Origin of the sequence: Streptomyces galbus (assembly GCF_005280195.1) — a bacterium.
Taxonomy (GTDB): domain Bacteria; phylum Actinomycetota; class Actinomycetes; order Streptomycetales; family Streptomycetaceae; genus Streptomyces; species Streptomyces galbus.
Genome location: NZ_SZPR01000010.1, coordinates 349,763 through 372,249, shown reverse-complemented (window position 1 = coordinate 372,249; position 22,487 = coordinate 349,763). Strand labels below are relative to the sequence as shown.

Sequence of the window (22,487 nt, the reverse complement as noted above, 5' to 3'; positions counted from 1 at the left end):
CCATTCCTGAGGCAAAGAATCAGGGTGCCGTCCCCGGGGAAATGGAACAGAGCGATCATCCTGGAATTCGCCGAGCTGAGGACCCGGTAGCCGACCGGACCGGGCAGAGCTCCGCCCGGAGTGTCAGACGTGACGCGTAGCGTGGGGCCATGTACACGATGCGGATCTCCGGACACGTGAAGGCCCCGCGCGCCGCCGTCTACCGCGCCCTCGTCGACGCCGACGCCCTCGCCCGGTGGCGGGCGCCGCAGGGCATGACGGCGCGGGTGCACACCTTCGAGCCCCACGAGGGCGGACGCTTCCGCGTGTCCCTCACCTACGCGTCACCGGACGCCGCCGGGAAGACGGACGCGCACACCGACACCTACCACGGCCACTTCGCGCGCCTCGTACCGGACGAACAGGTCGTGGAGGTCATCGCGTTCGAGACCGACGACCCGGCGCTGAACGGCACCATGACCATGACCACCACCCTCGGCGACGCGGCCGACGGCGGCACGGACGTCACGATCGAGCACGCGGGCGTACCCGACGCGGTCTCCGCCGAGGACAACGAGACGGGCACCCGCATGTCCCTCGCCAACCTGGCGCGGCTGGTGGAGGCGGGGACGAACGCCTAGGCCGTGTCCGCAAAGTCCCGCCTGCCGCGGACGACGGGACTTTGCGGACACGACCTAGGGGCAGCGTCAGCCCTCGACCCAGCCGTGGTGCTTGGCGAACTGGGCCAGCCCGGCCCGCACCTGGAGGATCTGCTCGGCGGTCAGCGTGGGCGCCGCCGCGAGCAGCGACTCGGTGACCTCGCGGGTGAACTCCTCCGTGTTGAGCACGTCGCACATCATGTCGTCGTCCAGGCCGAGCGGCTTGCCGTCGTCCCCGCGCGCGAGGCGCACCGACGACGCCTTCGGCCCGCGCTCGCCGTCCTCGATCTCGAACTCCACCACGATGCCCCGCCGCACCTGCGACTCGGGCATCAACATGTCGTTGACGTGCAGGAAGACATCCTCCCCGCCGTCGTCGGGGGCGATGAACCCATAACCCCGCGCGCTGTCGAAACGCACCACACGACCGGCAACCATCCCAACCCCCAACAGCCTCATCACACCCACTCCGGTGCACCTGAGGCCGATCGTAGCCATGCGGGGGGCGAGGGAGCGACCTCGGCGTCACCGCCCCGCAGGGGACGTGCCCTTCCGGCCCGAGGCGTCACGGTGTGCGGTAGAGGGCGGTCAGCAGCTCGATGACGGCCTGGGCCGCCGGGTGCGGGTCGTCCCGCCACCAGGCCAGGCGCACGGCGACCGGCTCGGCGTCACGCACCGGCCGGTACACCACACCCGGCCGCGGGTACTGGTTGGCCGTCGACTCGGCGGTCACCCCGACGCAGCGCCCCGTGGCGATCACGGTCAGCCAGTCGTCCACGTCGTGGGTGTCCTCCACGGCCGGCCTCGCCTCCGGCGGCCACAGCTCCGGGGTCGTGGTGCCGGTGCGCCGGTCGATCAGCAGGGTCCGGCCGCCCAGGTCGGCGAGGCGCACTGACCGGCGCCGGGCCAGGGGATCGTCGGCGGCCAGCGCGCACAGCCGCCGCTCGAGACCCACGATCGCGGTGTCGAAGCGGCGTTCGTCCAGCGGCCGGCGCACCACCGCGAGGTCGCAGGCGCCCTCCGCCAGACCGGCGCTGCTCGCGTTGACGCGCACGAGGTGCAGCTCGGTCCCGGGATGCCGCTCGGCCCACTGCCGCTGGAACGCGACCGTGTGCCGGCCGACCGCCGACCAGGCGTACCCGATCCGCAGCCGGGTGTGGCCCGAGGCCACCTCCTGCACCAGGGCGTCCACCTCGCCGAGCACCCGCCGCGCGTGCGCCACCACCCGCAGCCCCGTGGCGGTCGGCGCCACCACCCGCGAGGTCCGCCGCAACAGCCGTACGCCCAGGGCCCGTTCCAGGGAGGCCAAGGTGCGCGAGACGGCCGCCTGGGAGACGCCGAGCACGGCGGCGGCGTCCGTGAACCCGCCCTCGTCGACGATCGTCACCAGACAGCGCAACTGCCGCAGCTCCACGTCCCGCACGTCCCCGCGCGGCCCGACCTGCTCGTTCCCACCATCCATGCGTCCATCGTATGGACCGGCCGAAGAATGCATTTTGCGCAACGGCGGAACGGGTGCACGCTCCGGGTATGTCCGCCGCCTCCCCCTCCGCCGCCGGGACCCCTGCGCCGCTGACGCCGCCGGGTCCCCAGCCGTCCCCCGCGCCGGCCCCGTCCGGAGGCCGAGCGGCCGGTGTGGCCGCCATGGTCGGCAGCGGGGTGTCCAACCAGACCGGCGCGGCGATCGGTTCGCTCGCCTTCCCGGTGCTCGGGCCCGCCGGGGTCGTCGCGGTACGGCAGTACGTCGCCGCGGTCGTCCTGCTCGCCGTGGGCCGTCCCCGGCTGCGCTCGTTCACGCGGCGGGAGTGGACACCGGTCCTGCTGCTCGCGCTGGTCTACGGGACCATGAACCTGTCCCTCTACACGGCGATCGACCGGATCGGCCTCGGGCTCGCGGTGACCCTGGAGTTCCTCGGGCCCCTCACCCTGGCCCTGGCGGCCGCGCGCCGCCGGGTGGACGCGTGCTGTGCGGTGGCCGCCGCGGCGGGCGCGGTCACGCTGATGCGCCCGCAGCCGTCGACGGACTACGTCGGGATGGGCCTGGGCCTGCTGGCCGCGGCCTGCTGGGCGTCGTACATCCTGCTCAACCGGACCGTCGGCCGGCGCCTGCCCGGCGCCGAGGGCTCGGCGGCGGCCGCGCTGGTGTCGGCGCTGGTGTTCCTGCCGGTCGGTGTCGTCCTCGCGGTCCGCACCCCGCCGACCCTCCCGGCCCTGGGCTGCGCGGTCACCGCCGGCGTGCTGTCCTCGGCCGTGCCCTACCTCGCCGACCTGTTCACCCTGCGCCGGGTGCCCGCGGCGGCCTTCGGCCTGTTCATGAGCGTCAACCCGGTGCTCGCCGCACTGGTCGGGTGGATCGGCCTGGGCCAGCGGCTCGGCCTGCTGGACTGGGCGGCGGTCGCGGCCGTGGTCCTCGCGAACGCCCTCAGCATCCTGGCCCCCTCCGGGCGGGCCCCGAAGCGGCCGTCGGTCAGGCGGAGTCGGCGCGCTCGGCGTCGCGCTGCTTGAGGCGGGCCGCCTCCTTGCGCACCTCCGCCTGCGTGGCGCGCTCCTTGGCCAGCCACTCCGGCATCTCGCTCTTCAGCGCCTCGATCTGCTCCGTGGTGAGCGCCTCCGTCACACCGCCCCGGGCCAGGCCCGAGATGGACACGCCGAGCTTCGCGGCGACCACCGGACGCGGGTGCGGCCCGTTGTGCCGCAGCTCGCGCAGCCACTCGGGCGGGTTCGCCTGGAGCTCGTCCAGCTCGGTGCGCGAGACGGACCCCTGCTGGAACTCGGCGGGGGTGGCGGGGAGGTACACGCCCAGCTTCTTCGCCGCGGTCGCGGGCTTCATGGTCTGGGCGCTCTGGTGCGACGTCATGCCGTCCAGCCTATCCGCCGCGGGGAAGGGCCCTGACCACAGCCGGTAACCTTGACCGGGTGACTGACTCGGCGGATTCCCCCACGTTCCGGCTGGCCTACGTCCCCGGAGTGATGCCCGCCAAGTGGGTGCGGGTCTGGAGCGAACGCCACCCGGACACCCCCCTCACCCTCCTGCAGACGACCGCCGCCGAGGCACCCGTCCTGCTGCGCGACGGCGACGCCGACGCCGGCCTGGTCCGGCTGCCGGTCGACCGTACGGTGTTCAGCGCGATCCCTCTTTACACGGAGACCACCGTCGTCGTGGTCCCCAAGGACCACCTGGTGACCGCGGCGGACGAGGTGAGCCTCGACGACCTCGCCGAGGAGGTCGTCCTGCACCCGCTGGACGACGTCCTCGGCTGGGACCGGCCGCCCGGCGAGCCCGCCTTCGAGCGCCCGGCCACCACGGCCGACGCGATCGAACTGGTCGCGGCCGGGATCGGCGTCCTGTTCGTGCCCCAGTCCCTGGCCCGCCTGCACCACCGCCGCGACCTCACCTACCGCCCGCTCACCGACGCGCCCCGGTCGGGTGTCGCGCTGTCCTGGCCGGAGGAGGCCACCACCGACCTGGTGGAGGACTTCATCGGCATCGTCCGCGGCCGCACGGTCAACAGCACGCGGGGCCGCACGAAGCCGGAGCAGGCGGACGACAAGCGCGGCGGGAAGGCCGGCGGGAAGGCTTCCGCGAAGAGTGCCGGTGGGAAGCCCACCGGCGGCGGCACGCGATCCGGCGGTGGTACACGGTCCGGCGGCACCCGCTCCGGCGGAGCGCCCCGCGGGCGGAGCGGTGGCGGCGGACGCAGCGGCGGCAGCGGACGGCCGCGCCGCCGGTCGTAGCGCAGGCCGCGGACGTAGCACGGGCTGCGGCTCGCAGCGAGGGCCATCGCTCACCGGTCGCCTCGCGGGTCGCGGGTCGGAGGTCGCGGGACGGCCCCGTATCGGTGTTCCGTGACCGCAGCCCCTCCCGGCTACTTCCCGGTCGCCCGCCCGATCTCCTCCACCAGCGGCAGCAGCCGGTGCGGCACGCGTTCGCGCAGGGCGACCTCCGTGCGGGTGCGGACCACGCCCGGCAGGCTGATCAGCTTCTGGATGACGTCCTCGAGGTGGGCGTTGTCCCGGGCGACGACCCGGGTGAGTAGGTCCCCGCCGCCCGTGATCGAGAAGGCCTCGACGATCTCCGGTACCCCGGCCAGCGCGTCGCCCACGTCGTCGAGGTGCCCCTGGGTGACCTCGATGTGCACGAACGCCAGCACCGGGTGGCCCAGCGCCGCGGGGGAGAGGGAGGGCCCCGTCCCGGTGATCACGCCGTCCCGCTCCAGGCGGTCCAGACGGGCCTGCAGGGTGCCCCGGGCCACGCCCAGGACGCGGGCGTACTCGCGGACGCTGGTGCGCGGTTGCTCGAGGAGCAGCCTGAGGATGCGGGTGTCCAACTCGTCCACGGCCATGGCGCCCGGCCTCCTCGCTCCGTACCTGATCGCGCCGACTGTACCAATGGCCCAGCCCCATGCCGCACCGCTGAGCCGCACGCCCTGGTCCGTTGGCTCGCCGACGGCCCGCCGGCACCGACCTCTGGTGGGCCAATGGACCAGTGGGACGGAGGTGGCTTGAGCAGATGGCGTCCGGGATGCTCTCATGGTGGGGTCGATGGCGCTGCGGATCCCGCGGCGCCTTTTCCATGCCGGTGCACCGACCGGCGCCCGGAGTTGTCCGCAGTTGTCGCACAGGGGGCGGTACACAGTGTTGAAGAGGGTGTTCGTGGCTCCGGACCCGGGGCGGGCGCGGCTGCGCTTCGCCGCCCGGGCCGTCCTCGGCATCGGGCTGGCCGTCGTGGTCTGCGGCCTCGCCGGACACTCCCTGACGGGGGCGGTCACCGGCGGACTGGCCGCGCTGCTCGCCCTCTTCACGGTCGCCGACGCGACGGTCCGCCGCCAGGCGGTCACCACCGTCCTGCTGCCCGTCGTCGGCCTGCCCGTCCTCACGGCCGCGGCGCTGCTCCACGACGTCCCCGTGGCCCGGGACCTGGCCTTCCTCGCCGTCACGGGCGCGGGCGTCTACGCCCGCCGCTGGGGTCCGCGCGGGCACAGCCTGGGCGTCTTCGCGTTCATGATGTTCTTCGTCGCGCAGTTCCTGCACGCGACCGCCGCGCAGCTCCCCGAGCTGTACGCGGCCCTCACGCTGTCCGTGCTCAGCGCTGCGGCGGTCCGCTTCGGCGCCTGGTGCTACGAGCGCCGCACGCCCCCGGCCGCCGTCCCCGCCCCGCCCGGCGGCACCGGTCTCGCCCGGGTGACCACCCGCCAGGCCGTGCAGGCCACCGCGGGTGCCGGATTCGCCCTGGTGGTGGGCCAGCTCGTGTCCGGGCAGCGCTGGTACTGGGCGGTCGGCGCCACCTGGTGGATCTTCGTCAACACCACCTCGCGGGGCGAGACCCTGGTCCGCGGCTTCCGCCGGGTGCTCGGCACCGTCATCGGCATCGGCCTGGGCATGGTCGTCGCCGTGCCGGTCGCCGGGGCGCCCGTGCCGACGGCCGTGCTCGTCGCCGTCAGCGTCTTCGGCATCTTCTACACGGCCGCCGTCTCCTACACCTGGATGATGCTCTGGGTGACCCTGCTCGCCGAGCTGCTCTACGGCCTCCTCGGCGTCCTCAGCCCCGGCCTCCTGGCCTTGCGCCTCGCCGAGACCGGCGTCGGCGCCCTCGGTGCGGTGCTCGCCGTGCTGTTCGTCCTGCCGGTGACCACCCACGCCGTGACCGACGCCTGGATCCAGCGCGCCCTGCGCTGCGTCCACGCCTGCACCGCGGAGGCCGCCGCCCGGCTCGCGGGGCACCCGACGGCCGACCCGGCCCGGCGGGTCGCCGAGCTGGAGCAGCTCCTCGGGCGCGTGCGGCTCGCCGTCGCGCCGCTGGTGCACCCGCTGAACCCGGTGCTCGCCCGCAAGGCGCGCGCCCGGCGCGTCCTCGACCTGCTCGACACCTGCGCCCGCGAGATCCGCGGGCTGGTCGCCGTCGCGACCGACCCGGAGGCCTCCCACGACGCGCGCCTCGCGGCGGCCTGCCGGCGGGTCGAGGCCGCGGTGGAAGCGCTCACGGACAGGCCGGCGGCAGTCGTCGAGCCGCTCACCGCACCGGCCCCCGCGCCCCTGACGACGCCCGAGCCGTCCCCGTCGCACGGCCCGCTCGCCCACCTGCACGGCCTGGAGCGCGCCCTCGCCGACCTCGCCCACCCGCTGCGCACGCCCGTGCGAGCCACGCTGGTCGACGCCTGAGGAGGCGCAACAGCCGCAACAGGCGCAACAGGCGCAGGCGGGAGGACGCGGGCCCCGGCCCCTCGCCCCCTGCCGTCGTCCGTCGCCGCGTGCACGACTCACAGTCAAGTGGCCATTCTTGGTCTAGACCTCACGAGATCGACTGCTACCGTCACTCGGGACAGCGGCTACCCGGACAGGGCGAGAGGGGACAGCGGTGGCGGACGGCGGCATGCGGCGGCGGGCGTTCATCGGGTCGTTCACGGCAGCCGGCGGCCCCGGCATCGTGACGGCGGCCGTCGATCCGGACAGCGGCGCGCTGTCTGCGCTCAGCAGCGTGAACGGTGTGCCCGACCCCTCCTACCTGGCCCTCTCCCCGGACGGGGCCACCTTGTACGCGGTCAGCGAGACCTCGGACGGCGCGGTCGCCGCGTACCGGGTGGCCGGCGACACGCCCGAGCGGACCGGACCTCCGGTGCCGGTCGGCGGGAGCGGTCCCACGCACCTCAGCGTGCACGACGGCCACGTCCTGACCGCCAACTACGGCTCCGGCAGCGTCAGCGCGCTCCCGGTCCGCCCGGACGGGACGCTCGCCCGGGCCGCGTCCGCCGTCCTGGCCCACACCGGCTCGGGCCCGTACACGCCCCGCCAGCAGGGCCCGCACGCCCACCAGGTGCAGCCCGACCCGAGTGGGCGGTGGGCGGTCAGCGTCGACCTCGGCACCGACTCGGTGCGGGTCTGCACGCTGCGCGACGGCGCCCTCACCGTGCACCGTGAGAGCGCGCTGCGTCCCGGCTCCGGGCCGCGCCACCTGGCCTTCCACCCCGACGGCACGCACGCGTACGTCGTCAACGAGCTCACGCCGTCCGTCACGGTGTGCCGCTGGGACGCCTCCGACGGGGCGCTGAAGCCGCTGGGCGAGGTGCCGGTGCTGCCGGCGGTCCCGGCCGGCGACGCCTACCCGTCGGGGATCGTCGTGGCGCCCGACGGGCGGTTCGTGTGGACCGCGACGCGCGGCGAGGACGTGCTGTCGGTGCTCGCCGTCGAGGACGGCGGCGACGCCCTGCGGCTCGTCGGCACGGTGCCCTGCGGCGGCCACTGGCCGCGCGCGCTCACCCTGTCCGACGGCCGCCTGTACGCCGCCAACGAGCGCTCCGGCGACGTGACCTGGTTCGACGTCGACCCGGCGACCGGGTGGCCGGCCCGGGGCGGCTCGATCGCCGTACCGGCGGCGTCGTGCGTGGTGTTCGACGACGCCCCCGCACCGGCGACGCGCTGAGCGTCCCGCGCACCTCTCCGCACCCCGGGCACTGCTCCGGACACGACGAAGGGCCCGCCTCCTCCGGGGGAGCGGGCCCTTCGCGTGGTACGGCCGTGGCGACGCCGGGTCAGCGCACCGGCGCGCCCTGCGGCTGCGGGGCGATGCCCAGGGCGGTCGTGTACTTGGCGAGCGCCAGCTTGCCGATCGCCGGGTACGGGCCGAGCGCCTCGGACGCCGGGCAGCCGGCTTCCTCGGCCGCCGCGGCGAGCAGCGAGCCGTCGATCTCCGGGCCGATCAGGTACGGCGCCAGGGCGAGCTGCTGGGAGCCCGACGAGCGGAGCTGCTCGGCGACGGAGGCGATGGAACCCTCCTGGTCGAGCGCGGCGGCCATCACCGGCACGGCGAGGCGCGCGGCGAGCAGCATGCCGGTGATCCCGGCGGCCTGCACGGCCTCCTCGCCGCCCACCGACGCGAGGATGATGCCGTCGGCGGCCGTCGCCACGGTGAACAGGCGGGCGCGGTCCGCGCGGGCCAGGCCCGCCTCGGACAGCCGCACGTGCAGCGCCTCGGCGAGCAGCGGGTGCGGGCCCAGCACGTCGGCGAGGTCGGCCGCCACGCGGCTCTCCATGACGGCCTGGCGGACCTGGCGCAGCAGGGCGCTGTCCGGCCCGGCGAGCAGCGGCACGACGACCGCGACCGGGCCGTCCGGCTCCTTCACGTCCGCGCCGGCCGCGACGGCCAGCTCGTACCGCGCGGTGCGCTCCTCGGCGACCCGGGCGAGCACGGACTGGAGCGTGGGGTACTCCGAGTCGTCCCCGTCCAGGTAACCGATGCGCGCGTCCAGGCCGGGGAGCTCGGAGCGGGCGATGCTCACGACCTCCTCGGCGAGGCCGCGGGTGGCCTCGCCCGGCGTGCCCGGCACCGCGAGGACGAGCGCGGGCGCGCCCTCGGGAGCCGCCACTGGCTCGGGTCGGCGGTGCCGCCCGGGCTGGCGGGGGCGCGGCATTCGTACTGGCAGGCCGGACGCGGGCCCAGTGGGGGAGCTCATGGCGCCGCATGTTACTTGTTTCCGTGGCTCCCCTGTTCGGGGAGGGTGCAGGTGAGCGGTATCCGTCCGCTTTTGTCTGATGAGTTACGTACGGATCAGAAGTGATCAGCGTGTTTTCCGTACGACTTGTCCCGGACGGTGCCCTACGCCTCGCCCGGAGCCGACGTCACCACGTGCAACAGGGAGGCGTCCAGCGGCAGCGCGAGACTGTTCCCGGCCAGTGCGGTGGCGAGGGCGGTCGCACCGTGCAGCGGGTCCCCCTCGGCCGGCACCGTGCGGGCGTGCGGCAGCCGGCGGGCCAACTCCTCGCGCACCGGCGCCATCAGGACCTCGCCCATCCTGAACACCCCGCCGGTGAGGGCCACGCGGGCCTCTTCCCCGGCCGGGCACACCGCCGCCGCCGAGTCGGCCATGTGCCGGGCCGCCGCCCGCAGGATCTCCGCGGCCACCGGGTCCGCCGCCGCGCAGTCCGCCACCCGCGGCGCGAACGACGCCAGCACCGCCGGCCGGTCCGCACGCGGGTACAGCACCCCCGGCAACCCGGTGACCGGCCCGAACTCCTCCTGCGCGCACGCCAGCAGCGCCGCCGACCCACGGGGCCGCCCGTCGTGCGCGCGTACGGCGGCCTCGAGGCCGGCCCGGCCGATCCAGGCGCCGCCGCCGCAGTCGCCGAGCAGATGGCCCCAGCCGTCCGCCCGGCGCCAGCGGGAAAGGTCCGTGCCGAGCGCGATCAGCCCCGTACCGGCGGCGACCACGGCGCCCGGACGCACCCCGAGGGCGCCGACGTAGGCGGTGACGGCGTCGGCGGCGAGCGCGACCCTGCGCACGCCGAACTCCCGGGCCAGCGCGCCGGGCAGCTCGGCGCGCAGGGCGTCCCCCAAGGTCCCGAAGCCGGCCGCGCCCACCGTGGCCGCCGCCAGGCGGGACACCCCGGTCCTGGCCGTCAACGACCGTACGGCCGGGACCAGTTGTTCCATCAGGTGCCCGGGGTCGATGCCCCGGGGCCCGGTGCGTACCGGCTCCTTCGTGACCTCCTCGGCCGTCGCCCCCTGCGGCACGGCGTCCCGCGGTGCGGTGCCGGGTGCTCCCGCCTCCCCTGTGACCACCCGCACCGCGACGCGCAGCCCCGAGCCGCCCGAGTCGACGGCGAGGACTCCGGACCGCCCGGGCGGGCCGCCGGTCACGGCAGGCGCCAGTCCACGGGCTGCCCGCCCTGACGGATCAGCAGGTCGTTGGCCCGGCTGAACGGACGCGACCCGAAGAAGCCGCGGTCGGCCGACATCGGCGACGGGTGTGCGGACTCCACCGAGGGCAGGTCGCCCAGCAGCGGGCGGAGGTTGCGGGCGTCACGGCCCCACAGGACGGACACCAGCGGCTTGCCGCGCGCGGCCAGGGCGCGGATCGCCTGCTCGGTGACCTCCTCCCAGCCCTTGCCGCGGTGCGCGCCCGGGCTGCGCGGCGCCGTCGTGAGCGCCCTGTTGAGCAGCAGCACGCCCTGCCGCGTCCACGGTGTCAGGTCGCCGTTGGACGGCTGGGGCACCCCCAGGTCGGCACTGAGCTCCCGGAAGATGTTGATCAGGCTGCCCGGCAGCGGGCGCACCTCCGGCGCGACCGAGAAGGACAGGCCGACCGCGTGCCCCGGCGTGGGGTAGGGGTCCTGCCCGACGATGAGGACACGGACCTCGTCGAAGGGCTGCTGGAAGGCCCGCAGGACGTTGGCCCCGGCCGGCAGGTAGGTGCGTCCCGCGGCGATCTCCGCGCGCAGGAACTCGCCCATCGCGGCGATCCGTCCGGCGACGGGTTCCAGGGCCTTCGCCCAGCCCGGTTCGACGATTTCATGCAAGGGTCGTGGTGCCACGGGCGTCACCCTACTGCCGTAAACGAGGTGACGATCAACCGATGGCCCAGACCCGGCCGGAACAATGTGCGCACAGGCGTGCCCCCCTGGTTTTTCTCTTCCTTGCTTCTCTCTCGCTCAGCCCACCACGCCGGCCCGCACGCACAGGACGTCGGGCAGGTGGGACGCCAACTGCCGCCAGGTGTCGCCGTCGTCGGCCGACGCGTACACCTCGCCGTTGCGGTTGCCGAAGTAGATGCCCGCCGGATCCGCGTCGTCCGTGCACAGGGCGTCGCGCAGCACCGTGCCGTAGTGGTCCTCCTGCGGCAGGCCCTCCGTCAGCGGCTCCCAGGAGCTGCCCGCGTCCGACGTGCGGAAGACCCGGCAGCGGTGCCCGGCGGGCACCCGGTCGGCGTCGGCGTTGATCGGGAACACATAGGCGGTGTCCCCGCGGTGCGGGTGCGCGGCGACCGCGAAGCCGAAGGTGGACGGCAGGCCCTCGCCGATGTCGGTCCACTGCGCGCCCGCGTCGTCGCTGCGGTAGACACCCCAGTGGTTCTGCAGGTACAGCCGGTCCGGACGGGCCGCGTCCCGGGCGACCTTGTGCACGCACTGGCCGAACTCCGGGTTCGGATCCGGCAGGAACACCGCGGCCACCCCGGAGTTGGACGGGGTCCAGCTCCGCCCGCCGTCCGTCGTGCGGAACACCCCGGCCGTCGAGACGGCGACCGTCACCGCGTGCGGGTCGCGCTGGTCGGTGAGCACCGTGTGCAGGCCCTCACCGCCGCCGCCCGGCACCCACTTCGAGCGGGTGGGGTGCTCCCACAGCGGACGCACCAGCTCGAAGCTCTCCCCGCGGTCCTCCGAGCGGTACAGCGCGGCGGGCTCGGTGCCGGCGTAGACCACGTCCGGCTCGGCCGCCGCCGGGTGCAGCTGCCACACCCGCTCCAGCGAGGCACCGGTGTCTTGGGGGAACTTCACGGCCGGCTTGGACGGCTCGGTCCAGGTGCGGCCGAGGTCGTCGGAGTGGAACACGGACGGGCCCCAGTGCGCGCTGTCCCCGCCCGCCAGCAGCCGCGGACGGCCGCCGCGGGTGTCGATGGCGACCGAGTAGATCGCCTGCGCGTTGAAAGCGGGCGCGTCGTCGAACTCCCATGTGTCCCCGCGCCTGCGCCCCAGGAACAGGCCCTTGCGCGTGCCCACGGCGAGCAGTACCTCGGTCATCTCCGGCCACCTCCGCGACGTCTTTGTCCCAGACACCGGCCAGTCTGCACCCAGCCACTGACAGTCACCCCTCGGGATGGTGTCGCCGCAGGTCACGACGGCGACGGCGGCCGGACGGGAGCGGCGGGTCGGCCATCTTCGGCCGTCGGCGTGCGCGAGGTGGGGGACCCGTGCGACCGTCGGGACGAGGGAGTCGTCCTGAGCATCCGGGCGGCCGCCGCCGTATGGAAGGGCGACAGCAGGTCCGCGAGGTTCGCGCGCTGACGAGGAGGAAGCCTTCGATGGCGTTCCGTGGTCGGAAGGTGTGGCTGTGGCGCTGGCGGCGCAACCCGCTCAAGCGCCGTGCCGACACGCTGGAGGCCTGGGTGCTGCTCGGCGCCTGGGCGCTCACGCTCCTCGTCGGCGTCGTCACCGGCTGGGCGGCCGCCGGTGCCGTGGAACACGAGCTGGCCCGGGAGCGTGCCGCCTGGCGTCCGACCCAGGGTCTGCTGACCGAACAGGCTCCCGGCAAGGCGTCCGCGCAGCCCGGCGCCGCCGGTGACCGGGTCTGGGCGAAGGTCCGCTGGACCGCGCCGGACGGCTCGTCCCACACGGGCCAGGTCCGCGTGGAGCCCGGCAGCGCGGCCTACAGCGTGGTCACGGTGTGGACGGACCCGCGCGGCCACCTGGTCACCGAGCCCGCCGACCCCGGCCAGGCCCGGGTGCGCGCCGCCCTGGTCGGTGTCCTCGCGGGCTGCGCGTCCGCCGCCGTCCCCTTCGTCGGCGGCCGCGTCCTGCGCGGCCGGCTGGAGCGCCGCCGCGTGGACCAGTGGGACGCCGACTGGGCACGCTTCGACCCGCTGTGGGGCCGACGACAGCCCGGCTAGCCGGGCCGGGCCGACCGATCCCGGCCAGCCGAAACCGCCGACCGGCCCCGGCCGGCCGGGACCGTGCCGACCGGCCCCGGCCGTCATGCCGCGGTCACCACCTCCCGGCACAGCCGCAGCAGCTCCTCGTCCCGGGGTACGTCGTGGCTGCCGTGTCCGGGCGGCCGGGCCGTGTGCCGGCGGAGCCGGGTCAGCTCCGTCACGGCCAGGTCCCGCAGCGGTGCCGCCGCCGGGCCGAGGCCCGCCAGGCAGGCGGCGACGGCCCGCCGGACGGGAGGGTGAGCCGTCCACAGGTCCCGCAGGGGCCGGGCGACCTCCTCCGTCCCGCCGCTGATCGCGCACACCGCACACGCGAGCGCCGTGCACTCCTCGGCGTCCCGTTCGTCCCGCACGAACCGTCCACCCCGCGCCGCGTACCCGTCGGCCGCGCGGCGGCGCAGGGAGGGCAGTGCCGCCCCGGCCGCCGCGCCCAGCCGGGCGAGCCGGCGCGCTGCGAGGGTCCGGCGCCGCGCGTCGTCCGCCCCCAACTCCCCGCACAGCACGGGGAGGACGGCCGAGGCGTCCGGCTCGACGGCCCAGAGCGCGGCCGCCGCCGCACCCGCGTGCTCTCCGCCCAGTGCCGACCGTATGGCGGGGAGGGCGTCGTCGCGCGCGGGGGGCCCGATGCCCTCCAGGGCCTCCAGCGCGACCTCCGTGAGCCCGGCACCCGGGCCCGCTACGCCCTCCAGCAGCCGCACCAGCTCCGGCACCGCGTCCGCCGCGCCCAGTGCCCCGAGCGCCCGGACCAGGGGAGCGGCGCGCTGCACCGCGCCCGGCCGGTCGAGCGGGACCCGGCCGAGCGCCCGCCGCAACGCCGGCACCAGCGGAGCCCCGGCCCGGCCGAGGCACAGCACGGCGGAGCCCACGTCGCGCGGGGGCTCCGGGGCCGACAGCACCTCCGAGAGCGCCGGCACCGCCCGGGCGTCCCCGGTGCGGGCCAGCGCGTCCAGGGGAGCCCCCAGCACCGGGCCGGGGCCGCGCCGGGGCCGCACCCAGTCATCGGGGCGGGCGCTCACGAGCGCGTACAGGTGATCGGCGGCCGGAGCGGCCAAGGCGAACAGGGTGCGCAGCACGGAGACGGCGGCGTGCCGCAACCGCCCCTCCTCCTCGACGAGTTGCTCTCCTAGAAGCGTCACGGTGACCGTGTGGTCCCCGCGCCACTCGCGGACCAGCGCCCCCGCCATCCACACGGCGTTGCACCGGTCGGCCGGGTCGGGGCAGGTCAGCTGGCCCTCCAGCAGCGCGGCCCGCTCGGTCAGACGGTCGTCCAGGGCCGCGTGCAGCGTGCGCAGCAGCCGGGCGCCCTCCTCGTCCGACGAGTGCGGACCGTGCAGCCGGTGCACCAGGGAGTCCCCGTCCGGCCGGCCGGGTCCGAGGGGCACCCGCGTGCGCCGCGCGGACCGCTCCCGCAGCAGCCACAGGACCGTCGTCACCAGGTCCGGCGGTACGCGCTCGGGTGCGCAGGCGGTCAGCGCGGCGAGCGCGGCGAGCCGCACGGCGGGCCCGGAGGGCGGGGCGCTCCAGGCCGCGAGCAGGTCCAGCGCCTGGCCCGCCACCGACGGGCGGCGCCGGGCGAGGAGGCCCAGGGCCTCGACGAGGCCGATCAGGACGCCGTCCTCGCGCTCGGCCGTGAGCCGCTCCCGCACCACCGCGAGGGCGCGCGCCGGTTCGGCGAGGAAGCGCACGACCGCGCCTGCCGCCGCCCGGCGCACCTCCGGGTCCGGGTCGGCGGTCAGCCGGACGAACACCTCCGCACCGGCGCGCACGGCCCCGACGCCGCCGTCCCGCTCGCCGTCGCCGATGCTCACCAGCAGGTCCACGAGGCCGGCCCGCTCCGGCACCCCTTCGTGGGCGACCAGCCGGAGCAGGAACGGCACGCACGCGAGGGTCGCGTCGTAGACCCGGCCCTGGTGGTGCAGCGAGCCGTACAGCTCGTCGAGCGCCGTGCCGCGCTCGGCCGGGTCCGCGGAGATCAGCCCCCTGAGCACTCCGGGCACGTCCTCCGCGCTGCCGTCCGCATGCCGCAGCGAGGCCCAGTCGACCTCGTCGATCCCCGTGAACACGTTGTCCTCCCCCGGACGAAGTGTCGGACGCGCCGGCGGTCGGACCGGCTGATCACGAGTCTGCACCACGCCACTGACAACGAAGCGGAATCGAGCCGTGACTCACAGGAACCCCCAGGGGCGGGGGCCCCGGCCGCTCAGTCCCCCGCGGGCAACGCCCTCTCCAGGACCGCGTCCACGTCGGCGCCGTCGGGCAGCGTGCCGAAGGAGTGTCCCCAGTCGCCGCCCAGCCGGGTGGCGCAGAAGACGTCGGCCACCGCTGCGGGGGCGTGCCGGACCAGCAGGGACGCCTGGAGCGTCAGCGCCATGAGCTCCACCAGCCGGCGCGCACCGGACGGTGTCGCCGTGGCCAGGGTGTCCTTGAGGCGGGCGACGGAGGCGTCCAGGCGGGCGTCCGCCCCACGCGCGGGGGCGAGTTCGGCGAACAGGGCGTCCACCGTCGCCGGGTCGCGGCCCAGCGCGCGCAGCACGTCGAGGGCGTTGACGTTGCCGGAGCCCTCCCAGATCGACAGCAGGGGCGCCTCGCGGTAGTGGCGGGGCATGCCGGAGTCCTCGACGTAGCCGTTGCCGCCCAGGCACTCCAGGGCCTCCGCGGTGAACGCCGGACCGCGCTTGGTCACCCAGTACTTGCCGACGGCCGTGGCGAGGCGCCGGAACGCCCGCTCGCCCTCGTCCCCGCGCACCGCGCGGTCGGCCGCCCCGGCCAGCCGCAGCGCGAGGGTCGTGGCCGCCTCGGACTCCAGCGCAAGGTCGGCCAGGACGTTGCGCATCAGCGGCTGGTCGACCAGCCGCGCCCCGAAGGCGCTGCGGTGCCGCACGTGGTGACCGGCCTCCACCAGCGTCTTGCGCATCAGCGTCGCCGACGACATCACGCAGTCCAGGCGCGTGCAGTTGACCATCTCGATGATGGTCTTCACGCCTTGGCCCTCGGGCCCCACCAGCCACGCCACGGTCCCGTCGAACTCGGGCTCGGAGGACGCGTTGGAGTGGTTGCCGAGCTTGTCCTTCAGGCGCTGGATGCGGAACGGGTTGCGCGTGCCGTCCGGCAGCACCCGCGGCACCAGGAAGCAGGACAGCCCCTCCGGGGCCTGGGCGAGCACCAGGAAGACGTCGCACATCGGCGCCGAGGTGAACCACTTGTGCCCGCGCAGGGTGTACACGCCGGCCTCGGCGGTCGGGGTGGCCGTCGTGGTGTTGGTGCGCACGTCGGAGCCGCCCTGCTTCTCCGTCATGCCCATCCCGGCGAGCAGCCCGCGCTTGTCGGCGGGCACGCGCAGCCCGGGGTCGTACGCGCGCGAGGTGAGCAGCGGCTCGTACACCTTGGCGAGGTCGGGCTGCCGGCGCAGCGCGGGGACCGCCGCGTACGTCATCGACGTCGGACAGCCGTGCCCGGCCTCCGTGTGCCCCCACACCAGGCCGCCCGCGGTCCGGGCGACGTGGGCACCGGGCCGTGCGTCCGCCCAGGGCGCTCCCGCGAGCCCCTCCTCCACCGCTACCCGCATCAGGCGGTGCCAGCTCGGGTGGAAGTCGACCTCGTCGACGCGGTGGCCGTACCGGTCGTGCGTGCGCAGCACGGGCGCGTGCCGGTTGGCCAGCCCGCCCCACTCCTGCGCCTCGGCGCTGCCGGCCCGGCGGCCCAGCCGGCGGACGGCCTCCTCGGCCCAGCCCGCGCCCTCCCGGCGCAGCCCCTCCAACAGGGCGGCGTCCTCGGAGGCGTCGTACGGCGCGAGGGGCGGCGGCTGGTTGGTGACGGCGTGGGTGGCGTACGGCTGCGGCGGCGCGGGTGTCTGGACCATGCGGCCATGTTGCACCTTCGCTGCGAGCGCAGCAATACTGCAATACGGGGAGCCGCGCGTAAGGTACCTGGCCATGCGGAGGAACGTGGCGGAGGACCCCGGCGAGGCCGGTCTGCGGCCCCTGTCGGCGCGGTCGGTCGTGCTCAGCCTGCTGCTCGGCGCCGATCCGCCCGAACTGCCGGTGAAGGACCTCGTGCGGCTGGTCGAGCCCTTCGGCATCGGCGGCTCCACCCTGCGGGCCGCGCTGAGCCGCATGGTGGCCGCCGGTGACCTGCGGCGTACGGACGGTGTCCACGGCCTGAGCGACCGGCTGCTGGAGCGCCGGCGCCGCCAGGACGAGGCCGTGCACCCCCTCACGCACGCGTGGCACGGCGACTGGGAGACCGTCGTGATCACCGCGACCGGGCGCGGCCCCGCCGAACGCGCCGACCTGCGCGCCCGGCTGACCGACCTGCGCCTGGCCGAACTCCGCGAGGGCGTGTGGCTGCGCCCCGCCAACCTCGACCGCCGTCTCGCCGCGGAGCTCCCCGCCGCCCTGGCGGGAGCCGTACGGTGCTTCACCGCGCGGCCCGAGGAGCCCGCCGCGGAACTGGCCGCAGCCCTCTGGCCGTTGGACGAGTGGGCCGCCACCGCCCGTACCCTGCTCGGCCGTGCCGACCGCCCCGAGGACCCCGCCGACCGCTTCACCACCTACGCCGCCGTGGTGCGGCACCTGCGCGCCGACCCCGTCCTGCCCGCCGCGCTGCTGCCCGCCGACTGGCCCGGCATCCCGCTGCGCGCCGCCTACGACCGCTACCGCCGGGAGCTGACCGACTCGGTGCGCGGTGTGTCGGCCGGGCGCGCCACCTGACCGATCGCCCGCCGGGCCTCGCGCGCGCACGGCGACCACTCCACGCGGCCCGGGGCACGGAGAGGCCGCCGGCCCGCGGCGGACGGGTCGGCGGCCTTCGCCCGTGGGGCGGACTACTGGTAGGTGATGTCCGACGAGGAGTACTTGCAGTAGGTCCCGTCGGGGCCGGAACCGTTGGTGGTCGGCTCCTTGCCCGTGTTGTTCCCGAGGTACTTCTGGCACGGGACGATCTTCTTGCTGCTGTCCCCGACGATCGTGACGGCCTTCAGGGTCGCGCTGTCGCCGTAGTTGGTGTTGATGCCGACGAGCTTGTTGCCCTTGTAGGTCGCCTCGATCGTGTTGAGGTTGATCGTCCGCTTGTACTGCGTCTTGCAGTTGCCGCAGGAGCGGACGAACGTGCCGAAGTTCTTCACGGCGAAGTTCGACACGTTGAGCGTCCCGGCGCCGTTGAACTGGAAGACCTTGTCGCTGGCCTCCTTCGCACCGCCGCCGGAGACGGTGTAGACGTTCGACGACGAGGAGCCGAGGAAGGTCGCCGCGTCCTCGCCGACGTCCTCCCACCAGACGTTCTGCAGCGTGCAACTGCCCAGGCAGTGGATGCCGTCGGCGGCGGGGGAGCCGATGATGACGTTCTTCAGGACGGCGCCGGCGGCCAGCTCCAGGATCGGCCCCTGGTCCTCGTCCTGGCTGCCCGAGCCGAGGTCGCCGCTGCCGTAGAGCCGCTTCATGCCGTAGTCCTTGGTGCCGGACACGGAGATGGTCGAGGAGACCGCCTGGCTGCCGTTGGCCGTGGGCCAGGTGGCCGCGCTCGCCGGAGTGAGACCGCCGCTCGTCATGATCATGCCAAGCGAAAGTCCCAGTGTGGCGAGGGCGCCGGTCAGGGCGTGCCCGCGGGGGAGTACTGCTGAGCTCATGTGCCGTTGCCTTTCGTTGGGGGTGAGGTGGAGGGGGCGGCGGTCAGATCTTCCCGGCGCCCGCGCCGGCCGTCACCGAGGCGACCACCGACGAGGCGGGCTCGGCGGTGTAGCCGTAGGGCGCCTTCGTGAACGTGCCGACCCGGGAGATCTCGGTCGCGGCTCCGCCGAGGTCGTTGCCGGTCAGGTTGGCGTAGCCGTCCTCGTCGCTGTCGCGGCTCGTGGTGACCGCGACCGCCGTGGAGCGGAACACGTTGTTCTCGACGAGCATCTGGGCGCCCATCCGCGAGTGCACCGCCGTCTCGGCGCCCACGACGTAGTTGTCGTAGAAGTGTCCGGTGCCGAACCGCAGGCTGGGGATGCGGGAGTTGACGTTGTCGAACCAGTTGTGGTGGTACGTCACCCGCAGGTGCCCGGTGTCCTCGCTCGCGTTGCTGTCGCTGTGGCCGACGAGGGAGCCCTTGTAGTGGTCCTTGAAGGTGTTCCAGGACACGGTGACGTAGTCGGACCCGTGGGTGATGTCCACCAGGCCGTCGTAGTGGTCCTTGCCGTGGGTGCGGTCCGAGGACAGGGAGTTGTGGTCGATCCACACCTTCGTCGACGCCTGCACGGTGACCGCGTCGGTGGAGACGGGCTTGCTGAGGTTCAGGTTGCGCAGGACGACGTTGGAGACCTTCTTCAGCCGCAGACCGCCGCCGGTGAACCCGGACGACGGACCGACGCCGAGGACGGTGGTGTTGGAGCCGACGTCCACCTGACCGCTCAGCGAGATCAGGCCGTTGACCTTCACGACCTTGGCGGTGCTGCCCGACACGGCGGACTTGAAGGCGGCCAGCGTCGAGACGGTCACCGCGGAGGCGCTGCCGCCACCGGTGGTTCCCGCGCCGAACCCGACCGGTGCCGACTCGGCCGCGGCGGCGGGCTGGGGGAGGGCGACCACGACGGCCGCCGCCAGGGCCGCGGCGACGGCGGTCAGGCCGGTCGTGGCCTTGCGGACGGAGCTGTGCGCCGGTGTACGTGGGGGGCGTGTGCGCATGGGGTACGTCCCTTCGACGGAGCGTGTGGGGTCATGGACGTGAACGACGGCCTCGTTGATGAACGCCGTTCACGCGCGATGCGACCTCTCCGGGATTCGACGGAGCGGCTCGGTCACATCGCTGAACGGACCGTAGGGTGCAAGCGCTTTCTAGTCAACGTCCCGTGCATCCCTCTCCGGGTAACCGCAGGTAGGGAGAGAGGGCTTTCCGGCCAGGGGTGTGGGAGCGCTTCCACATAGGGCGTGTGCATGCCACCATGCGAGGCGAACTCAGCCCGGACGCCCGCCCGAGAGGGACCCCCCATGTCCGACATGCCCGTGATCACTCCGCCCCGCACCGCTCCCGCCGGACGCCCGCGTTCCCGCGGCCCCCTGCGCTCCGCCCTCGCCGCCCTGCTCCTGCTGTGCGCGGCCGTGCTCGGCGCCGCGGCCCCCGCCGCCTCCGCGCACGCCGGTGACCGGGCCGCCGCGGCCGTCCCGGCGGCCGCCCTCACCGAGGTCACCGGCTTCGGCGCCAACCCCAGCAACCTGCGCATGTACGTCTACGTCCCGGCGAGCGTCACCGCGCACCCGGCGGTCCTCGTCGCCGTCCACTGGTGCACGGGCTCCGGCCCGGACATGTACAACGGCACCGAATACGCCTCGCTCGCCGACCGGTTGGGCTTCGTCGTGGTGTACCCGTCGGTCACCCGGGCGAGCAAGTGCTTCGACGTCTCCTCGCCGCAGGCCCTGCGCCGTGACGGGGGCAGCGACCCGGTCGGCATCCGCTCCATGGTCGACTGGGTCACCCGCACCTACGCCGCCGACACCGGCCGCGTCTTCGTCACCGGCATCTCCTCCGGCGCGATGATGACCAACGTCCTGCTCGGCGACTACCCGGACGTGTTCGCCGCGGGCGCCGCGTTCGCCGGTGTCCCCTTCGGCTGCTTCGCCACCACCGACGGCTCCGAGTGGAACAGCGCCTGCGCCGGCGGCACGGTCAACCGCACCCCGCGCGAGTGGGGCGACCTCGTCCGCGCCGCCTACCCCGGCTACACCGGACCCCGGCCGCGCATGCAGCTCTGGCACGGCACCGAGGACGACACGCTGCGCTACCCGAACTTCGGCGAGGAGATCGACCAGTGGACCGACGTACAGGGCGTGAGCCGGACGCCCGCGGCGACCGACAGCCCGGCCGCCGGGTGGACCCGCACCCGCTACGGCAGCACCGGTGACCGCGCCCCCGTCGAGGCCATCAGCCTCCAGGGCGTGGGGCACGGCGTCTACGCCAGGGGCATGGGTGCCCGTGTGCTGACCTTCTTCGGCCTGGACGGCTCCGGCACCACGCCCCCGCCGCCCACGCCCGGCGGCTGCGCGGTCAGGACCGCGGTCAGCGCGTGGAACACGGGCCTGACCGACTCCGTCACGATCACCAACACCGGCACCGCGGCGATCAACGGCTGGCGGCTCGCCTTCACCCTGCCCGCGGGGCAGACGATCACCAACGGATGGGGCGCCACGTACGCGCCGGCCTCCGGGGCCGTCACGGCCACGAACGTGTCGTACGACGCCACCGTCGCGCCGGGCGCGAGCGTGACCATCGGCTACCAGGCCGGCCACTCCGGCAACAGCGCGGCCCCCGCCGCCTTCACCCTCAACGGCACGGCCTGCACGACCGGCTGAGGGGCACGCCGCCGGCATCGGTGTCCGACGTCACGACGGTGCCCGGGGGTCAGGTCCCCGGGCACCGTCGTACGAGAGCGGCCGGCCGCTGATGCCGACCGATGCGGGTCAGTAGGGCAGGAGACGGCCCGACGGCGTCCGACGGTCGATCTCCGTCTCGCGGGACGTCGGACGGGGGCGGTGGCTCACGCGGATACGGGTCTGGCGGTTCATGGCGCCCTCCTCACGTCCGATGCGCCCAGCCTCGTCGAGGACGGCGCCCGGCACATCGTGCCCGGGGAGTCGATCTACCCCCTCCGGGGGGAGGAGATGCGGCGCGCACCGTACTTCTCAGGAAGGACGCGGAACGTTCCCGGACGGATGCGGAGCTTTCGCCCAAAGGCGCCGGGGACAAAATGGAGAAAACCGACAGCGGAACCGCGTGATGACCGGCGCGTCGAGGGCACCCGGAGAGGCCGACGGCCGAGTCTCGCGAGGTGAGGGCCATGACGGTGCAGCAGTCGTCCACGTCGCTCCCGGGGCCGGTGCGCACCGCGGCGTCGGCGCTGGGGAAGGTGCCGGGCGCGGGTCTGGTGGGCCGGATGGCCGACGGCGCCTGGCACAGGGCGGGCGCGCTGTCCCCGCGCGGACGGCGCATGGCGGTCTACGCGGGCGCCGGGGTGCTCGGTGTCGCCGGGGTCGTGGAGTGGCCGGTCGCCGTCACCGGGGCCGCGGTGGCGTGGCTGACCCGGCCCCGGCCCCAGGACCGGCCGGACGCCGGCCCGCAGGGGACGGGCGCGGCACGCGGCGTCGCCAGGAGCGCGGCGCACACCGCCGCGAAGACGACGACGGCCGGCCGGGCGGCACGGGCCGGACAGCGCCGCGGCTCGACGACCGGGACCACGCGGGCGCCCGGGAGCGGTCCGGCATCCGGCAGCGGCGCGGCGACCGGCACGGGGGAGACGGCGGGCACGGCCGAGGACACGGACATCGGTCCCACGGCCGGCGCCGCGACGGACCCCGGTGGGACCGGTGACCGCACCGCACCGCAGGACACACCGGGCACCGGATCGCGCGACGGGACGGCGGCCCGCGCGGACGGGCCCGGTTCGGACGACGGCGGGAAGTGAGGGACG

General features: G+C 75.0%; 21 protein-coding genes. 9 read left to right on the top strand and 12 right to left on the bottom strand.

Annotated features, from left to right (window positions below):
* Nucleotides 1-149 precede the first annotated feature (149 nt).
* Entirely contained in the window at nt 150-620 is a 471-nt protein-coding gene (locus E4U92_RS09980; RefSeq protein WP_137299943.1) for an SRPBCC domain-containing protein, read from the top strand.
* 66 nt (nt 621-686) lie between these two features.
* On the opposite strand, the gene E4U92_RS09975 is transcribed toward E4U92_RS09980, so the two are convergent.
* Entirely contained in the window at nt 687-1,076 is a 390-nt protein-coding gene (locus E4U92_RS09975) for a cold-shock protein (RefSeq protein WP_137299942.1), read from the bottom strand.
* A gap of 127 nt (nt 1,077-1,203) precedes the next feature.
* Entirely contained in the window at nt 1,204-2,100 is an 897-nt protein-coding gene (locus tag E4U92_RS09970; protein ID WP_229862408.1) for a LysR family transcriptional regulator, read from the bottom strand.
* Between the two features lie 68 nt (nt 2,101-2,168).
* On the opposite strand from E4U92_RS09970, the gene E4U92_RS09965 reads away from it, so the two are divergent.
* On the top strand, nt 2,169-3,143 hold the full coding sequence (locus E4U92_RS09965; RefSeq protein ID WP_168725080.1) for an EamA family transporter: 975 nt from the start codon (nt 2,169-2,171) through the stop codon (nt 3,141-3,143).
* Here the strand turns inward: E4U92_RS09965 and E4U92_RS09960 are convergent.
* Nucleotides 3,106-3,495 carry a DUF5997 family protein gene (locus E4U92_RS09960; protein ID WP_137299941.1) on the bottom strand — a complete coding sequence of 130 codons (390 nt, stop codon included), beginning with the start codon at nt 3,493-3,495 and terminating at the stop codon, nt 3,106-3,108. The genes E4U92_RS09965 and E4U92_RS09960 overlap by 38 nt on opposite strands.
* A gap of 59 nt (nt 3,496-3,554) precedes the next feature.
* On the opposite strand from E4U92_RS09960, the gene E4U92_RS09955 reads away from it, so the two are divergent.
* The gene (locus E4U92_RS09955) at nt 3,555-4,373 is read left to right on the top strand and encodes a LysR family substrate-binding domain-containing protein (RefSeq protein ID WP_137299940.1); all 819 of its coding nucleotides are present in this window, start codon (nt 3,555-3,557) and stop codon (nt 4,371-4,373) included.
* 131 nt (nt 4,374-4,504) lie between these two features.
* On the opposite strand, the gene E4U92_RS09950 is transcribed toward E4U92_RS09955, so the two are convergent.
* Nucleotides 4,505-4,981 (bottom strand): Lrp/AsnC family transcriptional regulator, encoded by a 477-nt coding sequence (locus tag E4U92_RS09950; protein WP_137299939.1) that lies wholly within the window; start codon nt 4,979-4,981, stop codon nt 4,505-4,507.
* A 292-nt stretch (nt 4,982-5,273) separates the two neighbouring features.
* Here E4U92_RS09950 and E4U92_RS09945 point away from each other — a divergent pair, with 292 nt between their 5' ends.
* Both E4U92_RS09945 and E4U92_RS09940 read left to right on the top strand, forming a co-directional pair.
* Complete coding sequence (locus E4U92_RS09945) at nt 5,274-6,797, top strand: FUSC family protein (protein WP_137299938.1); 1,524 nt, start codon at nt 5,274-5,276, stop codon at nt 6,795-6,797.
* 196 nt (nt 6,798-6,993) lie between these two features.
* The gene (locus E4U92_RS09940) at nt 6,994-8,055 is read left to right on the top strand and encodes a lactonase family protein (protein WP_137299937.1); all 1,062 of its coding nucleotides are present in this window, start codon (nt 6,994-6,996) and stop codon (nt 8,053-8,055) included.
* A 109-nt stretch (nt 8,056-8,164) separates the two neighbouring features.
* Here E4U92_RS09940 and E4U92_RS09935 read toward each other — a convergent pair whose 3' ends face one another.
* From E4U92_RS09935 to E4U92_RS09920, 4 genes are all read right to left on the bottom strand, one after another.
* Complete coding sequence (locus tag E4U92_RS09935; RefSeq protein WP_137299936.1) at nt 8,165-9,085, bottom strand: sirohydrochlorin chelatase; 921 nt, start codon at nt 9,083-9,085, stop codon at nt 8,165-8,167.
* Nucleotides 9,086-9,228: 143 nt separating this feature from the next.
* Nucleotides 9,229-10,269, bottom strand: coding sequence for an N-acetylglucosamine kinase (locus E4U92_RS09930; protein ID WP_137299935.1), 1,041 nt, complete (start codon nt 10,267-10,269; stop codon nt 9,229-9,231).
* The gene (locus tag E4U92_RS09925) at nt 10,266-10,943 is read right to left on the bottom strand and encodes a uracil-DNA glycosylase (protein ID WP_137299934.1); all 678 of its coding nucleotides are present in this window, start codon (nt 10,941-10,943) and stop codon (nt 10,266-10,268) included. Before E4U92_RS09925 ends, E4U92_RS09930 begins: the two co-directional genes overlap by 4 nt.
* A 117-nt stretch (nt 10,944-11,060) precedes the next feature.
* Nucleotides 11,061-12,146 carry a WD40/YVTN/BNR-like repeat-containing protein gene (locus E4U92_RS09920; protein ID WP_137299933.1) on the bottom strand — a complete coding sequence of 362 codons (1,086 nt, stop codon included), beginning with the start codon at nt 12,144-12,146 and terminating at the stop codon, nt 11,061-11,063.
* 281 nt (nt 12,147-12,427) lie between these two features.
* Between E4U92_RS09920 and E4U92_RS09915 the strand changes: the two genes are divergently transcribed.
* Entirely contained in the window at nt 12,428-13,012 is a 585-nt protein-coding gene (locus E4U92_RS09915; protein ID WP_137299932.1) for an Rv1733c family protein, read from the top strand.
* A gap of 83 nt (nt 13,013-13,095) precedes the next feature.
* Here E4U92_RS09915 and E4U92_RS09910 read toward each other — a convergent pair whose 3' ends face one another.
* Complete coding sequence (locus E4U92_RS09910; protein ID WP_137299931.1) at nt 13,096-15,114, bottom strand: HEAT repeat domain-containing protein; 2,019 nt, start codon at nt 15,112-15,114, stop codon at nt 13,096-13,098.
* Nucleotides 15,115-15,251: 137 nt separating this feature from the next.
* A complete protein-coding gene (locus E4U92_RS09905; RefSeq protein WP_137299930.1) occupies nt 15,252-16,910 on the bottom strand; it encodes an acyl-CoA dehydrogenase family protein in 1,659 nt (552 codons plus the stop codon).
* Nucleotides 16,911-16,983: 73 nt separating this feature from the next.
* Here E4U92_RS09905 and E4U92_RS09900 point away from each other — a divergent pair, with 73 nt between their 5' ends.
* Nucleotides 16,984-17,760 carry a PaaX family transcriptional regulator C-terminal domain-containing protein gene (locus E4U92_RS09900; protein WP_137299929.1) on the top strand — a complete coding sequence of 259 codons (777 nt, stop codon included), beginning with the start codon at nt 16,984-16,986 and terminating at the stop codon, nt 17,758-17,760.
* Nucleotides 17,761-17,873: 113 nt separating this feature from the next.
* On the opposite strand, the gene E4U92_RS09895 is transcribed toward E4U92_RS09900, so the two are convergent.
* Together E4U92_RS09895 and E4U92_RS09890 are read right to left on the bottom strand one after the other, a co-directional pair.
* A complete protein-coding gene (locus E4U92_RS09895) occupies nt 17,874-18,674 on the bottom strand; it encodes a pectate lyase (protein ID WP_137299928.1) in 801 nt (266 codons plus the stop codon).
* A gap of 43 nt (nt 18,675-18,717) precedes the next feature.
* Entirely contained in the window at nt 18,718-19,710 is a 993-nt protein-coding gene (locus tag E4U92_RS09890) for a pectate lyase family protein (protein WP_137299927.1), read from the bottom strand.
* Between the two features lie 312 nt (nt 19,711-20,022).
* Between E4U92_RS09890 and E4U92_RS09885 the strand changes: the two genes are divergently transcribed.
* Both E4U92_RS09885 and E4U92_RS36240 read left to right on the top strand, forming a co-directional pair.
* Nucleotides 20,023-21,372, top strand: a complete 1,350-nt coding sequence (locus E4U92_RS09885; protein ID WP_137300144.1) for an extracellular catalytic domain type 1 short-chain-length polyhydroxyalkanoate depolymerase — start codon at nt 20,023-20,025, stop codon at nt 21,370-21,372.
* Between the two features lie 485 nt (nt 21,373-21,857).
* Nucleotides 21,858-22,481 carry a hypothetical protein gene (locus E4U92_RS36240; RefSeq protein WP_174863773.1) on the top strand — a complete coding sequence of 208 codons (624 nt, stop codon included), beginning with the start codon at nt 21,858-21,860 and terminating at the stop codon, nt 22,479-22,481.
* Nucleotides 22,482-22,487: the final 6 nt, after the last annotated feature.